15 protein-coding genes and 1 tRNA gene are annotated in these 13,929 nt (G+C 67.7%); 12 read left to right on the top strand and 4 right to left on the bottom strand.

What is annotated here, in order from left to right:
* Positions 1 to 146: 146 nt before the first annotated feature.
* From IPJ61_RS11085 to pyk, 4 genes are read left to right on the top strand one after another with little or no spacing between them, the layout of a single operon-like run.
* Positions 147 to 575, top strand: a complete 429-nt coding sequence (locus tag IPJ61_RS11085) for a TraR/DksA family transcriptional regulator (RefSeq protein WP_297107036.1) — start codon at positions 147 to 149, stop codon at positions 573 to 575.
* Positions 476 to 1,072 (top strand): signal peptidase II, encoded by a 597-nt coding sequence (locus IPJ61_RS11080; RefSeq protein ID WP_297107033.1) that lies wholly within the window; start codon positions 476 to 478, stop codon positions 1,070 to 1,072. Before IPJ61_RS11085 ends, IPJ61_RS11080 begins: the two co-directional genes overlap by 100 nt.
* Positions 1,069 to 1,989: an RluA family pseudouridine synthase gene (locus tag IPJ61_RS11075; protein ID WP_297107030.1), complete on the top strand. Its 921-nt coding sequence runs from the start codon at positions 1,069 to 1,071 to the stop codon at positions 1,987 to 1,989. Before IPJ61_RS11080 ends, IPJ61_RS11075 begins: the two co-directional genes overlap by 4 nt.
* 56 nt (positions 1,990 to 2,045) lie before the next feature.
* Positions 2,046 to 3,473, top strand: coding sequence for a pyruvate kinase (pyk, locus tag IPJ61_RS11070; protein WP_297107027.1), 1,428 nt, complete (start codon positions 2,046 to 2,048; stop codon positions 3,471 to 3,473).
* Between the two features lie 228 nt (positions 3,474 to 3,701).
* On the opposite strand, the gene IPJ61_RS11065 is transcribed toward pyk, so the two are convergent.
* Positions 3,702 to 3,784 (bottom strand) — tRNA-Leu (locus tag IPJ61_RS11065).
* 206 nt (positions 3,785 to 3,990) lie between these two features.
* Between IPJ61_RS11065 and IPJ61_RS11060 the strand changes: the two genes are divergently transcribed.
* Positions 3,991 to 4,569, top strand: coding sequence for an ANTAR domain-containing response regulator (locus tag IPJ61_RS11060; protein WP_297107024.1), 579 nt, complete (start codon positions 3,991 to 3,993; stop codon positions 4,567 to 4,569).
* Between the two features lie 5 nt (positions 4,570 to 4,574).
* Here IPJ61_RS11060 and IPJ61_RS11055 read toward each other — a convergent pair whose 3' ends face one another.
* A complete protein-coding gene (locus IPJ61_RS11055; RefSeq protein WP_297107021.1) occupies positions 4,575 to 4,991 on the bottom strand; it encodes a PaaI family thioesterase in 417 nt (138 codons plus the stop codon).
* A gap of 53 nt (positions 4,992 to 5,044) precedes the next feature.
* On the opposite strand from IPJ61_RS11055, the gene polA reads away from it, so the two are divergent.
* Positions 5,045 to 7,720: a DNA polymerase I gene (gene polA / locus IPJ61_RS11050; RefSeq protein WP_297107018.1), complete on the top strand. Its 2,676-nt coding sequence runs from the start codon at positions 5,045 to 5,047 to the stop codon at positions 7,718 to 7,720.
* 7 nt (positions 7,721 to 7,727) lie between these two features.
* Here polA and IPJ61_RS11045 read toward each other — a convergent pair whose 3' ends face one another.
* The gene (locus IPJ61_RS11045; RefSeq protein ID WP_297107015.1) at positions 7,728 to 8,429 is read right to left on the bottom strand and encodes a class F sortase; all 702 of its coding nucleotides are present in this window, start codon (positions 8,427 to 8,429) and stop codon (positions 7,728 to 7,730) included.
* 176 nt (positions 8,430 to 8,605) lie between these two features.
* Between IPJ61_RS11045 and rpsA the strand changes: the two genes are divergently transcribed.
* The 6 genes from rpsA (at position 8,606) to mutM (ending at position 13,032) form a co-directional block, all read left to right on the top strand.
* Positions 8,606 to 10,042 (top strand): 30S ribosomal protein S1, encoded by a 1,437-nt coding sequence (gene rpsA, locus IPJ61_RS11040; RefSeq protein WP_297107012.1) that lies wholly within the window; start codon positions 8,606 to 8,608, stop codon positions 10,040 to 10,042.
* Between the two features lie 77 nt (positions 10,043 to 10,119).
* A complete protein-coding gene (coaD, locus tag IPJ61_RS11035; RefSeq protein ID WP_297107009.1) occupies positions 10,120 to 10,602 on the top strand; it encodes a pantetheine-phosphate adenylyltransferase in 483 nt (160 codons plus the stop codon).
* Positions 10,603 to 10,732: 130 nt separating this feature from the next.
* Positions 10,733 to 11,281 (top strand): YceD family protein, encoded by a 549-nt coding sequence (locus IPJ61_RS11030; protein WP_297107006.1) that lies wholly within the window; start codon positions 10,733 to 10,735, stop codon positions 11,279 to 11,281.
* Between the two features lie 35 nt (positions 11,282 to 11,316).
* Positions 11,317 to 11,508 carry a 50S ribosomal protein L32 gene (gene rpmF, locus IPJ61_RS11025; protein WP_219083756.1) on the top strand — a complete coding sequence of 64 codons (192 nt, stop codon included), beginning with the start codon at positions 11,317 to 11,319 and terminating at the stop codon, positions 11,506 to 11,508.
* A gap of 23 nt (positions 11,509 to 11,531) precedes the next feature.
* Positions 11,532 to 12,212, top strand: coding sequence for a ribonuclease III (gene rnc, locus IPJ61_RS11020; protein ID WP_297106997.1), 681 nt, complete (start codon positions 11,532 to 11,534; stop codon positions 12,210 to 12,212).
* Positions 12,205 to 13,032 carry a bifunctional DNA-formamidopyrimidine glycosylase/DNA-(apurinic or apyrimidinic site) lyase gene (gene mutM, locus IPJ61_RS11015; RefSeq protein ID WP_297106994.1) on the top strand — a complete coding sequence of 276 codons (828 nt, stop codon included), beginning with the start codon at positions 12,205 to 12,207 and terminating at the stop codon, positions 13,030 to 13,032. Before rnc ends, mutM begins: the two co-directional genes overlap by 8 nt.
* On the opposite strand, the gene IPJ61_RS11010 is transcribed toward mutM, so the two are convergent.
* Entirely contained in the window at positions 12,983 to 13,876 is an 894-nt protein-coding gene (locus IPJ61_RS11010; protein WP_297106990.1) for a helix-turn-helix domain-containing protein, read from the bottom strand. The genes mutM and IPJ61_RS11010 overlap by 50 nt on opposite strands.
* Between the last annotated feature and the right edge of the window lie 53 nt (positions 13,877 to 13,929).

Below are 13,929 nucleotides of genomic sequence, written 5' to 3'. Positions count from 1 at the left end.
TCTTGTGCCGGACGTCCAGTACGGCAATGCGGTCGAGGAGCGGCGGGGCATCCCGCCCAGCACGTCCTCGCCGGAGAAAGCCTTGATCAGTGCTTCCTTTGGTGTACCCTCTCCCAGACATCTTCTCGCCGAGAAAGGGCAGCGCTGTGCCGACGTCAAAGAAAGCCGCCGACCTCCCCGACCGGGTGCTCCCGGTTCTAGAGGGTGAGGAGCCGTGGACCCCTGAAGAGGTCGCGGAGCAGCGCGCTGAACTCCAGGAGGAGATGGAGCGCGTCGAGCGCCGCATCGCGGCAACGGAGGCGGAGCTCGAGTCGCTGCTGAAGGGCGGCTCTGACGGCGCGGGGCGCGACCCCGCCGACGTCGGATCCAGCAACTTCGAGCGCGACCAGGAGGTCTCGCTGATGGCCAACGTCCGCGAGATGGCCGAACAGTTGCGCCTCGCGATCCACCTGTTCGACAGCGGGGAGTACGGCCTGTGCGAGGTCTGTGGGAAGCCCATCGGCAAGGGCCGGCTCCAGGTGTTCCCGCGCGCGACCCTCTGCGTGACCTGCAAGCAGCGCGAGGAACGACGCTGACCGGGAGCCGGACGGGGATCCGGCTGCTCGCGCTCGGGATCGGCCTGTTCGGCCTCGCGCTGGATCAGCTCGTCAAGCTCGCCTCCGTCACCTTCCTCGAGACGGGCGTCCCCGTACCGCTCGTCGGTGATCTGCTCCAGCTGAACCTCATCCGCAACCCCGGCGCCGCCTTCGGGATGGGATCGGGCGCGACCATCGTGTTCAGCATCTTCGCCATCGTCGCCACGCTCGGCTGCCTGTTCTACGCGCTGCCGCGGATCACCCGCCCCTGGCATGGCGTCGTCCTCGGCATGCTGCTGGCGGGGATAACAGGCAATCTCGTCGATCGCATCTTCCAGCCGCCCGCGGCCCTGCACGGGCATGTGGTCGACATGTTCCAGTTGCGCGGCTTCGCGATCTTCAACGTGGCAGACATGTTCATCACCTTCGCGGCCGTCGCGCTCGTCGCGTTCAGCTTCTTCGGCGACAGGCGAAGCGAGGCCGCAGCGTCTGCATGAGCGTCTTCCTGATCCCTGACGCGCTCGCCGGTGAGCGCGTGGACGCGGCCGCCGCGCGCGTGACCGGCCACAGCCGGTCACGGATCCACGAGCTGATCGAGGCCGGCGGCGTGGAGCTCGGAGGAGCCGTCGTCGCCAAGGGTTCGCAGCGCGTCGCCGGCGGCGAGCTGCTCGAACTGATCGAGGCGCCGCGCCCCACGACGCCTGTGCCGACGGCGCGGATCGCCGACGGCGTTCAGCTCGCGTACGAGGACCGCGACATCGTGGTCGTCGACAAGCCCGCAGGGGTCGCCGCCCACCCCAGCCTCGGCTGGGAGGGGCCCTCGGTGACCGAGCACCTCGCCGCCGCCGGCGTCCAGGTCTCGACGTCGGGAGCTGCCGAGCGGCAAGGCGTTGTCCAGCGGCTCGACGTCGGCACGAGCGGGTTGATGGTGGTCGCCAAGTCCGAGCTCGCCTACAGCGTCCTGAAGCAGGCCTTCCGTGACCGGCGCGTCGACAAGATCTACCACGCCCTCGCACAGGGCCACCCCGACCCGTTCCAGGGCACCATCGACGCGCCCATCGGACGACATCCCAGCGCCGAATGGAAGATGGCCATCATCGAGGGTGGGCGCCGCTCCGTCACGCACTACGCGACGCTGGAGGCGCACCGGGCGGCGACGTTGCTCGAGGTGAACCTCGAGACCGGTCGCACCCACCAGATCCGCGTGCACCTCGCGGCCATCGGTCACCCGCTGGCCGGCGATCCGCTCTACGGCTGCGATCTCCGGTTGGCCGTGCGGCTCGGTCTCGATCGTCAGTGGCTACACGCCGTCGAACTCGGCTTTGTTCATCCGACGCGGGGGGAGTACGTGCAGTTCGCCTCCGACTACCCCGAAGACCTCTCTCAGGCCCTCGATCTCGTCCGTCAGAACTGAGGTCATTGCCGCGACCCTGTGTCGCGATACGCCATCGGTCCGGTAGGGTTTGCGTCGTGCGTAGAGCAAAGATTGTTTGTACCCTCGGTCCTTCTGCCGAGTCGGTCGACCGCCTGGTCGAACTCCTGAACGCGGGCATGAACGTGGCCCGACTCAACATGAGCCACGGCGACTACTCGGACCATGCCTCAAGACTGAAGAACGTGCGCGAGGCCGCACATCTCACCGGTAAGACGATCGGCGTCCTCGCCGACCTTCAAGGCCCCAAGATCCGCCTCGGCCGGTTCGCGGACGGCCTCAAGCCGCACCTCGAGGTTGGCGACACCTTCATCGTCACCACCGACGATATCCTCGGCGACGCCCAGCGTTGCTCGACAACCTACAAGGGTCTCCCCGGCGACGTGAAGATCGGCGACCAGATCCTGATCGACGACGGCAACGTCGGCATGCGCGCCGTCGAGGTCACCGAGACCGATGTGATCTGCGAGGTCACCGTCGCGGGCACGGTCTCGAACAACAAGGGCATCAACCTGCCCGGCGTCGCTGTCTCGGTGCCCGCGGTGTCGGCAAAGGACGAGGCGGACCTGCGCTGGATCCTGCATCAGGACATCGACATGGTCGCCCTCTCGTTCGTCCGCAGCGCGGACGACATCAAGCGGGTCCACGAGATCATGGACGAGGAGGGTCGTCGCCTTCCTGTGATCGCCAAGATCGAGAAGCCGCAGGCGCTCGCGAACCTGCAGGAGATCATCGACGCGTTCGACGCCTTCATGGTGGCCCGCGGTGACCTCGGCGTCGAGCTTCCGCTTGAGGAGGTTCCGCTGGTTCAGAAGCGCATCATCCGCGCGGCCCGTAAGTGGGCCAAGCCGGTGATCGTGGCAACGCAGATGCTTGAGTCCATGATCAGCAACCCGCGCCCGACTCGCGCGGAGGCCTCCGACGTCGCCAACGCGATCCTCGACGGCACCGATGCGGTCATGCTCTCGGGCGAGACCTCGATCGGCGAGTTCCCGGTCGAGACCGTCGCCACCATGGCGCGCATCGTCGAGAAGACCGAGCGCGAGGGCCACGAGCAGATCAACATCATCGACTGGGACCCCCACACCACCGGCGGCGTGCTCGCCAAGGTGGCCGCGGAGGTCGCCGAGCGCATCGGCGCCCGTTATCTGGTGGCGTTCACCAAGTCCGGGGACACGGGCCGTCGCCTGTCGCGCCTGCGTTCCCCCATTCCGATGCTGGTCTTCTCTCCGGAGAAGTCCACGCGCCAGACCATGACCCTCAGCTGGGGCGTCGACACGCTGCTCACTCCTGAGTTCGACACGCAGGAGGACATGGTGAAGGTCGTCGATATGATCTTGCGCGAGCGCCGCATGATCGAGGCTGGCGAGCGCATGGTGATCGTCAGCGGCTCCCCGATGGGCGTGCCGGGCAAGACCAACAACCTCCGCGTCCACAAGGTCAAGGACCTGGGCGAGGACCAGTAACACGGTAAAAGGCGGGGCCTCTCCACCAGGAGAGGCCCCGCCTTCTCGTATTCCTACGTATTCGGGCGCGAAGCGCCCGAGTGTTCGTGCTTCAATAACTTCGTCGGCCTCGGCCATACGAGCAAGCTCGATGGCGCTCGGCCTTCCTCGTTGCGCTCGCACACCTCAACGATCTTCAATCGCCTCGGCACCGAGCGCAAGCGCTCGTGCTCACGGCTCAATCGATCGTACCCGGAAGGGGATTTGAACCCCTACGGCCTTTCGGCCAGACGGGTTTGAGCCGTCCGCGTATACCATTCCGCCACCCGGGCTGGGCCGGGAAACCACCGATCGGTCATTTCCCACTGCGACGCACCAGTCTAGTGGCAACAGCGGAATGAAGCACACCCGCGGCCGGTTCCACGGATCCTTGTGAGCACAATTTGATTGCGCGAGCGGGCACGCCTCATCAGCGGGTAGGATCCAGCTTGGTTGACCAGTAGACATGCCTTTGGGTGTGTGGGAAGTGCCGGAAGATATGAAGAAGAAGCCAACTGTCCTTGTAGCCGAAGATGAGGCGCTCATCCGCCTCGATCTCGTCGAACTCCTCACTGAGGAGGGATATCACGTCGTCGGCGAAGCAGGGGATGGGGAAGAGGCCGTGAAGCTCGCCCGAGAGCTGGAGCCCGACCTGGTCATCATGGACGTCAAGATGCCGAAGATGGACGGCATCAGCGCCGCCGAGATCATCGCGGAAGAGCGCATCGCGCCCATCGTGATGCTGACCGCCTTCTCGCAGCGCGACCTCGTAGAACGTGCCCGCGACGCCGGCGCCATGGCGTACGTCGTCAAGCCGTTCGGCGCGTCCGACGTCGTTCCCGCCATCGAGATCGCGATGGGCCGGTTCCAGGAGATCACCGCCATCGAGGAGGAACTCGCCAACCTGGAGGACCGCCTCGAGTCACGCAAAATCATCGACCAGGCCAAGGGCATCCTGCAGCAGGACCTCGGCCTCACCGAGCCCGAGGCCTTCCGCTGGATTCAGAAGACGGCCATGGACATGCGCAAGTCGATGCGCGACGTCGCCGAGGGCGTCATCTCCCACAAGAAGAGGTAGTCCAGCTACGCGACCGGGCCGTCTGGCAGTGTGATCATGTGACACGTCAGGCGGCCTATCGCCGTCGTACGGCCCTCGTCGTCGACCAACTCCACCTGATAGGTCGCGATGCTGCGGCCCAAGTGGATGGCGGTCGCCGTGCCCGTCACGCGGCCAGAACGCACCGCGCGCACGTGGGTGACGTTCAGGTCGACGCCGACGCCGGCCCTTTCCGGGTAGCCGTGGGCCATCGCGCCCATGGACGCCAGCGTCTCCACCAACACGCCGGACGCGCCGCCGTGGAGCAGGCCGAACGGCTGCTGGTTGCCGTCGACCGGGATCGATCCGACGACGCGCTCGGGAGTGAGCTCGGTCATCAGGAGGCCGAGCTTCCTGTCGAGCGGGGAGAGGATGTCCTGGGCCCAGGCGGGAACGCTGTTCATGGTCGGCACTCTGCCACATCCCGGTGTCGGTCACATTGGGTAGGCTCGGCCGCGTGAATGACGCGGGCAAGCTGCTGTTGATCGATGGCCACTCGGTGGCGTACCGCGCGTTCTTCGCGCTTCCGGTGGACAACTTCGCCACCAGCACAGGGCAGCACACCAACGCGGTGTTCGGCTTCACGTCGATGCTGATCAACGTGCTGCGCGACGAGCGGCCGACGCACCTCGCCGTCGCGTTCGACGTCTCCCGCGAGTCCTTCCGCACCGAGCAGTACCCCGCGTACAAGGCGAACCGCTCGACGTCGCCGGAGGAGTTCAAGGGGCAGGTGAACCTGATCAAGGAGGTGCTTGACGCGCTGAAGATCGTGCACGTCGAGCTGCCCGGCTACGAGGCCGACGACATCATCGGCACGCTGTCCGCACAGGCGGAGGAGCAGGGCTACGAGGTGTTCATCGTCACGGGGGACCGCGACGCGCTGCAGTTCGTCGACGACCGCGTCACAGTGCTCTACCCTCGCAAGGGCGTCTCGGACCTTGCGCGCATGACCCCGGAGGCCGTTGAGGAGAGGTACCTCGTGCCGCCTGCGCGCTACCCGGAGTTGGCGGCGCTCGTGGGCGAGAGCAGCGACAACCTTCCCGGGGTGCCTGGCGTGGGGCCGAAGACCGCGGCGAAGTGGCTGACTCAGTTCGACGGGCTCGACAACATCGTGGCCCGCGCCGAGCAGGTGCCGGGTAAGGCGGGGGAGTCGCTGCGGGCGCACCTGGACGACGTCGTCCGCAACCGGCGCCTGAACCGGCTGCTGCGCGACCTCACCCTCGACCTCTCCATCGGCGAGACCGAGCGCCGGGACTGGGACCGCGAGCGCGTGCATACGCTCTTCGACGCTCTTGAGTTCCGCGTGCTGCGCGAGCGGCTGCTGGAGCTGGCGCCTGCCGAGCCCGCCGCCTCTGAGGCCTTCGAGGTGGCCGGTGAGCGGCTGGAGGCAGACCAGGTGGCCTCCTGGCTCGCGGAGCACGCACGGGCGCTGACCGCCGCCGAGTTCGTCGGGCACTGGGGGAGCGGCACGGGCGACGTGACCGGCATAGCGCTCGCGGCTGCCGATGGCGCGGGCGCCTACATCGACACCGCAGACCTGACGCCGACGGCCGACGCCGCGCTCGCTGCCTGGCTCGCGGACCCGGCCCGCGAGAAGGCCGTGCATGGCGCGAAGGGCCCGACCCTGGCCTGCTGGGCGCGCGGGTGGGACCTCATCGGCGTCGCGCGCGACACGCTGTTGGCTGCCTACCTGCTGCGGCCTGACCAGCGCACCTACGACCTGGCGGACCTCTCCGTGCGCTACCTGCATCGCGATCTGGTGGCCGCGCCGTCGGCAGCCGAGGAGGCGCAGGCCGCGTTCTCCTTCGAGGAGGAGGCCGACGAGGGTGTCGACGCCGCGCTGCTGCGCGCCCGCGCCGTCTTCGACCTGGCTGAGGCGTTGGAGGGCCAGCTGGCCGAACGCAACGCCGCGGCCCTGCTGACCGAGGTCGAGTTGCCGCTGCAGCGGACCCTTGCCCGGATGGAGCAGGTGGGTGTTGCCGTCGATGTCGCGCGCCTTACCGCGCTGCGCGACGAGTTCGACGCCTCCGTCGCCGCTGCGCAGCAGGCCGCCTATGACGTCCTTGGTCACGTGGTGAACCTCGGCTCGCCCAAGCAGCTCCAGGGCGTGCTGTTCGACGAGCTGGGGATGCCGAAGACGCGCAGGACGAAGTCCGGATACACCACCGACGCGGAGGCGCTGGAGGGGCTCTTCGAGAAGACGGGGCACCCGTTCCTCGGTCACCTGCTGGCGCACCGCGACGCGATTCGCCTGCGCCAGACCGTCGACGGGCTGCTCGCCGCCGTCGCACCGGGCGGACGCATCCACACCACCTATGTGCAGACGATCGCGGCGACCGGGCGGCTGTCGTCGACCGACCCCAACCTGCAGAACATCCCCATCCGCACGTCGATGGGCAGGCAGATCCGCTCGGCGTTCATCCCGGGCGAGGGGTACGAGGCGCTGATGTCGGCCGACTACTCGCAGATCGAGATGCGGATCATGGCGCACGCCAGCGGCGATGCCGGCCTGATCGAGGCTTTCGGTTCCGGCCGCGACTTCCACAACGAGACCGCCTCGCTGGTGTTCGGCGTCGAGCCCGAGGCAGTCACCGGCGAGATGCGCGCGAAGATCAAGGCGATGAACTACGGCCTGGCCTATGGGCTCAGCGCGTTCGGGCTCTCGAACCAGCTGAAGATCAGCGTCGGCGAGGCGCGCGAGCTGATGGACGCCTATTTCACGCGCGTTGGCGGCGTGCGCGACTACCTCGCGGGCGTCGTCGAAGAGGCGCGCCGTCGCGGCTACACCGAGACGATGCTGGGCCGGCGTCGCTACCTGCCAGACCTCACGACGACGAACCGTCAGCGCCGCGAGATGGCGGAGCGGGCCGCGCTGAACTCACCCATCCAAGGCTCCGCAGCGGACGTGATAAAGGTGGCCATGGTCCGCCTGGCCGACGCCTTGGCAGAGGCAGGCGCGAAGAGCCGCATCCTGCTCCAGGTTCATGACGAGCTCGTCCTCGAGCTGGCCCCGGGGGAGCGTGAGACGGTCACCGATCTGGTCAAGCGGCACATGGCGGGCGCCTTCGACCTCGCGGTCTCGCTCGACGTCTCCGTGGGCGTCGGCGACACCTGGCAGTCGGCGGCGCACTAAGCCATCACTAGGCCACAGGGACCCCGTGGAAAAAGATCCGCGACTCCCAGATCTCGGTCGACTTGTTGAAGTCCCAGCAGATGATGATCAGCAGCTGCGGGTCGCCATGGAAGTCGACCATGACGTCGGAGTCCGGGTCGTAGTCCTTCACCCAGATCTTGGTTGCGCCGGTGAACTCGTAGCACTGGACCTTGCCCTTGGCGCTCACGAGCCGGATGATGTCGCCCGGCTGCAGCGTCGGGCCGTCGTCGGAGTACATCTCGTTGCCGAGCGCGCCGCCATTGCGGTAGGTGTGGACGCTGAGCACGGCCTTGCCCGCGTCGCTGCCCGGCTTCGGGCCCGCGTTCCACCACGACGCGGTGTGGGGGAGGTCCTTGGGCGGGGCGGCGATGTTGCCGTGCTCGTCGACGTTCAGCGACATGACGGGGAACTCGTCGTCGAAGCCGTCCATGGTGAACGAGGTGGGCACGAACTCCTTCTTCGCGGTCGTGCACTTCCCCTCGCTCGGCGTCTCGGTCGGAACGGGGGAGGGACGGCGCGTCGGCGTGGATGGCGAGGCGGACGGGGACGACGGCGTGGGCGGCGGTGAGCCCTGCCCGAACAGCAGCCAGGCGCCGGTGGCGATCAGGGCGAGGGAGAGCAGCGCGATGATCGTCAGGAGGAGCGGGCGGAGGTACGGGTTCTTGCGTGGCGTGGCAGCGTGACTCACGGGGGCTAGCTTAGGTGGGCGGTCTTCCCGACGCCGACGCTCCGGCTGCGTTTGACCCCCATCGGTGGCCGCGGGTACGCTGATCGGGCACTGTGGCCTGTACTCCCACAGACGGAGCGGGGAGTGCGCTCATTTGGGCCAGGTGCGACGACAAAATTCCATCGGAGCCCTACTACATGACCTCCTCTACTGAGGCGTCGGCTGTCGCAGTCGACGACATTGGCACTCCCGAGGCCTTCCTGGCCGCGGTCGACGCCACCATCAAGTACTTCAACGACGGGGACATCGTGTCCGGCACCGTCGTCAAGGTCGACCGGGACGAGGTCCTGCTCGACATCGGTTACAAGACCGAAGGCGTCATTCCCTCGAAGGAACTGTCCATCAAGCACGATGTCGATCCGTTCGACGTCGTCCAGGTGGGCGACGAGATCGAGGCCCTTGTCCAGCAGAAGGAGGACAAGGAAGGGCGTCTGATCCTCTCCAAGAAGCGGGCTCAGTACGAGCGCGCCTGGGGCACGATCGAGAAGGTCAAGGAAGAAGACGGCGTCGTCACCGGTTCGGTCATCGAGGTGGTCAAGGGCGGCCTCATCGTCGACATCGGTCTGCGTGGCTTCCTTCCCGCCTCCCTCGTCGAGATGCGTCGCGTCCGCGATCTCCAGCCCTACGTGGGCATGGAGCTCGAGGCCAAGATCATCGAGCTCGACAAGAACCGCAACAACGTGGTCCTTTCGCGCCGCGCCTGGCTGGAGCAGACCCAGTCCGAGGTGCGCCACACCTTCCTCACGCAGCTGCAGAAGGGCCAGATCCGCAAGGGCGTCGTGTCCTCGATCGTCAACTTCGGCGCCTTCGTCGACCTTGGCGGCGTCGACGGCCTCGTGCACGTCTCGGAGCTGTCCTGGAAGCACATCGACCACCCGAACGAGGTTGTCGAGGTCGGCATGCCCGTCACCGTCGAGGTGCTCGAGGTGGACATGGACCGCGAGCGCGTCTCCCTATCGCTGAAGGCCACCCAGGAGGATCCGTGGCAGACGTTCGCGCGCCTGCATCAGATCGGCCAGATCGTGCCCGGCAAGGTCACCAAGCTGGTTCCGTTCGGCGCGTTCGTGCGCGTCGGCGAGGGCATCGAGGGCCTGGTCCACGTGTCCGAGCTGGCCGAGCGTCACGTCGAGATCCCGGAGCAGGTTGTTTCTGTCGGCGACGACCGCATGGTCAAGGTCATCGACATCGACCTCGAGCGTCGCCGCGTCTCGCTGTCGCTGAAGCAGGCCAACGAGGGTGTCGACGTCGCCGCTGACGACTTCGATCCGCTGCTCTACGGCATGCAGGCGTCCTACGACGACCAGGGCAACTACATCTACCCCGAGGGCTTCGATCCGGAGACCAACGAGTGGAAGGAAGGCTACGAGGAGCAGCGCGCCGCCTGGGAGCAGCAGTACGCTCAGGCCCACGCGCTCTGGGAGGCCCACAAGCGCCAGGTCGAGACGGCGGAGTCCGCGGACCGCGATGCGGCCGTCGAGGCTGGCACCGGTTACGTGACCGAGTCGCCGGTCGAGGGTTCGCTCGCTTCCGACGAGTCGCTGCAGGCCCTGCGCGACAAGCTCGCCGGCAACTGAGGCACACCGCCTGACGAGAGGGGCGTCGACCTTCGGGTCGGCGCCCCTGCGTCATACCTACCGCAGAGGAGCGCGACATGAGGGTGCTTGTCCCCGGCTCTTTCGACCCGATCACCGTCGGCCATCTTGACATCGTGCGGCGCGCGCACGCGCTGTTCGGTGAGGTCGTCGTCGCGATCGGCAACAACTCGACGAAGAACTACCTCTTCTCGTTCGACGAGCGGGTGGGCCTCGTCCGCGGGGCGACGGCCGACCTCGACGGCATCACCGTCGAGGGGCTGGATGGGCTGCTGGTCGACTTCTGCCGCGACCGCGGCATCACGACCGTGGTGAAGGGCCAGCGCTTCGGTGCCGACTTCGACTTCGAGCTTCAGCAGGCGCACATGAACGCCGACATGGGCGGCGTCGAGACCGTCCTTCTGCCTGCGGCGAGGGAGCACGTGTCGCTGTCATCGACGATCATCAGGCAGGTGTTCCGCCTCGGCGGCGACATCTCCGCGTATGTGCCCGAGAACGTGCGGTGGGCGCTCGACGCCAAGCGCGCGGCGGACACGGGGTAGCTTCCTTCGCACCATGCTCGTTTGGCCGCCCGACGGGTGGCCCGCCGTTTTGGCCCCGTGTCGGGGGCTGAGGTAGAGTTGGCGGTCGGTCATGACGAGGTTCATGGACGGTTAGCGAAGGGAATCCGACGTGTCACCCGTGCAGCACCACCCCGATCACCGCTCGCCCCTCGTGCTCGAGGTGCAGGAGCTGGGACGACGGGTCGGGGCTATCAAGCGGGTCACCACGACGATTCCGGCGCCGGCCGACCTGGATATCGGAGTGATCGGGGTGCCGCAGGACTCTGACGTGGAGCTCGATCTGACTCTCCAGTCGGTCTCCGAGGGCGTCCTGGCCTCGGGAACGGCGTTCGTGCAGCTGCGCGGACAGTGTGCCCGGTGCCTGGACGACATCGAAGACGAAGGGTCCTTCGACCTGCAGGAGCTCTACTTCTACCCCGGCAACGAGGTGGATGAGGAGGAGAGCGTCGTCGTCGACGACGCGATCGACATCGAGGACGCCCTGCGGGACGCCGTGGTGCTCGAGTTGCCGTTCACGCCCCTGTGCGAGGAAGATTGTCTGGGCCTGTGCCCGGACTGCGGGTTCAACCGCAACCTCGACCCGGAGCATGGGCACGGCGAGAAGGTCGATCCCCGGTGGTCGAAGCTCTCCGGCCTGGCCGGTGACACCAACAACTGACAGACAGTCTTGAGTCAAGACATAAGGAGAAGATCGTGGCCGTTCCGAAGCGGAAGATGTCGCGCAGCAACACCCGTTCGCGCCGTGCGCAGTGGAAGACGACCGTCGTTCCCACCGTCGTGTGCGCCAACCCCGCCTGCCGTGAGCCGCACCTGCAGCACACCGCCTGCCCGAGCTGCGGCCAGTACGGTCCGCGCGGCGCGCGCCGCCAGGTCCTCGAGGCCTGAGTTCGTCCCCGCGAGCCTCGCGGGTGAGCAGGCTCATCAATCGTCTGAAGGAGCTGGGTGTCGAGGTCGACGCCCAGCTCCTTGAGTTGTCTTTCACTCACCGCAGCTTCGCGTACGAGAATCCCGGCTACGTCTCCAACGAGCGTCTCGAGTTCCTGGGCGACGCGGTGCTCCAGATCGTGGTGACGGAACACATCTTCCGTACCTACCCGGAGCTCGCGGAGGGGCAGTTGGCGAAGCTGCGCGCCAGCGTCGTCAGCGCGGTAGCACTGGCGGACGTGGCGCGCTCCCTCGAGCTCGGCCAGCACCTCCTGCTGGGTAAGGGGGAGATCGGCACCGACGGCGTAAGCAAGACCTCGATCCTGGCCGACACCATGGAGGCCGTCATCGGCGCCATCCACATCTCGGCCGGTCCGGATGCCTCCGCGCGCTTCATTCACCGCACGTTCGACGAGCTCATCGCCGCCTCTGCGGCGGCGGGCGACTTCGCCGACTACAAGACCGTCCTGCAGGAGCTCTGCGCCGCACACGGCTGGCCCGCCCCGCGCTACGACGTGACCGGACGCGGCCCTGACCATCAGCGCGAGTTCACCGCTGTCGTCATCGTCGACGGCGGCCCTCGCGGCACCGGCGTGGCGCCGAGCAAGAAGCGCGCCGAGCAGATCGCCGCCAGGATCGCGGTCGCGGACCTCAGCGGTGCCTGAGCTGCCCGAGGTCGAGGTCGTGCGCCGCGGCCTCGAGACCCACGCGAAGGGCAGGACCATCGAGGCCGTCCGGGTGCTGCACCCGCGACCGGTCCGCACCCACGCCGTCGGACCCGACGGCTTCGCCCGAGATCTCGCCGGCCGCACCGTCGACCATGTCCGCCGTCGGGGCAAGTACCTCTGGTTGGAGCTGGGCGACGACGCGCTGGTCGTCCACCTGGGCATGAGCGGACAGTTCCGGATCAACGCGCCCGGGGATCCGCTGCCGCCCCACACGCGCGCACTCTTCCTCCTCGACGACGGAGCCGAGCTGCGTTTCGTCGACCAGCGCATGTTCGGCGGCCTGGACTGGCGCCCGGGGCAGGGCGCCTGCCCTGTCGGTCACGTGGCGCTCGACCCGTTCGATCCCGCGTTCGAGGCGGCGGACGTCGGTCGTCGGCTTCGGACGCGGCGCACCGCGGTGAAGCGCGCGCTGCTCGACCAACGGTTGGTGAGCGGGATCGGCAACATTTACGCGGACGAGACGCTGTGGCGCTCAAAGATCCACTTCGAGACCCCCTCCGACGAACTCGGCCCGCGTCAGGCGGTGTCCCTGATCAGGACCGCGACCGACGTCATGGCCGAGGCCTTGGCCCAGGGCGGCACCTCGTTTGACGCGCTGTACGTCAACGTCAACGGCGAGTCGGGCCACTTCGACCGCTCACTCGACGCCTACGGCCAGGAGGGTGAGCCGTGCCGCCGGTGCGGCACCGCGATCGTCCGCCGTCCGTTCATGAACCGCAGTTCCTTCTTCTGTCCCCGCTGCCAGCGGCGGCGCTGAGCGTGCTGGCCCAGCTGCCGAGGAGTTGGAGCCGTTCAGCGGTTTTCGACCCAGGCTCGGCACTGTAGATGGACATGGTCAGTCCCTCGTCGGCCGGCAGGCGCAGCGACTCCCAGCTCAGCTCCAGCGCGCCGACGCCCGGGTGGTGAAGGGTCTTGAGGCCGCCCCGGAACTCGCGGACGTCGTGTGCGGCCCAGCGGGCGCGGAAGTAGTCGCTGCGGGTGGCGAGCTCGCCGACGAGGTCGGTGAGCTTCTTGTCGTGAGGTCGCCTGCCGGCCTCGGCGCGCAGCACGGCCACCATCTCCGCGGCGATCGCTCCCCAGTCCCCGTAGAAGTCCTGCGCTTGCTGGTCGAGGAACACGAACCGGGCCGTGTTCGGCGTGCCGACGATGGTCTCCAGCATCGGTGAGAACAGGGCCCGGCCCAGATGGTTGGCGGCGAGGAAGTCCGACCGGCCGTTGCGGATCCAGGCCGGGGTGGCGATCGCGTCCAGCGTCTGCTGGAGTGCGGGTCGAACCCGGGAGGTCACGGTGCGTGTCCGTTCTGCGCTGTTCATGCTTCCCGCGCGGACGAGGTCGCGAAGGTGCGCGTGCTCGGCGGCGTCCAGTTGCAGGGCTCTCGCGACCGCGTCGAGCACGTGGTCCGAGACCCCGGTCAGCGTGCCGCGCTCAAGGCGCACGTAGTAGTCGACGCTGACGCCTGCGAGCATGGCGACCTCTTCGCGGCGCAGCCCGGGTACGCGGCGCTTGCGGACGCCGTGGGACACGGCGATGCCGGCCTGTTCGGGGGATATCCGGGCGCGACGAGACGCGAGGAAGCCGCGAACCTCGTCCCTGATACCCATGCCGCTCATCGTAGGTCGCTCTCCAGGCGCTAAGGGAGGGCCTGCGAAGCCCA

This window comes from Tessaracoccus sp., from assembly GCF_016714275.1.
Taxonomy (GTDB): domain Bacteria; phylum Actinomycetota; class Actinomycetes; order Propionibacteriales; family Propionibacteriaceae; genus Arachnia.
Note: the sequence above shows the minus strand (reverse complement) of the source record. Positions and strands in the feature narration are given on the sequence as shown.

Bases quoted from the DNA above. Each gene is read 5' to 3' on its own strand.
- IPJ61_RS11075 (WP_297107030.1), top strand. From the start codon at position 1,069: ATGAGCGTCTTCCTGATCCCTGACGCGCTCGCCGGTGAGCGCGTGGAC.
- IPJ61_RS11060 (WP_297107024.1), top strand. From the start codon at position 3,991: ATGAAGAAGAAGCCAACTGTCCTTGTAGCCGAAGATGAGGCGCTCATC.
- IPJ61_RS11055 (WP_297107021.1), bottom strand. From the start codon at position 4,991: ATGAACAGCGTTCCCGCCTGGGCCCAGGACATCCTCTCCCCGCTCGAC.
- rpsA (WP_297107012.1), top strand. From the start codon at position 8,606: ATGACCTCCTCTACTGAGGCGTCGGCTGTCGCAGTCGACGACATTGGC.
- coaD (WP_297107009.1), top strand. From the start codon at position 10,120: ATGAGGGTGCTTGTCCCCGGCTCTTTCGACCCGATCACCGTCGGCCAT.
- IPJ61_RS11010 (WP_297106990.1), bottom strand. From the start codon at position 13,876: ATGGGTATCAGGGACGAGGTTCGCGGCTTCCTCGCGTCTCGTCGCGCC.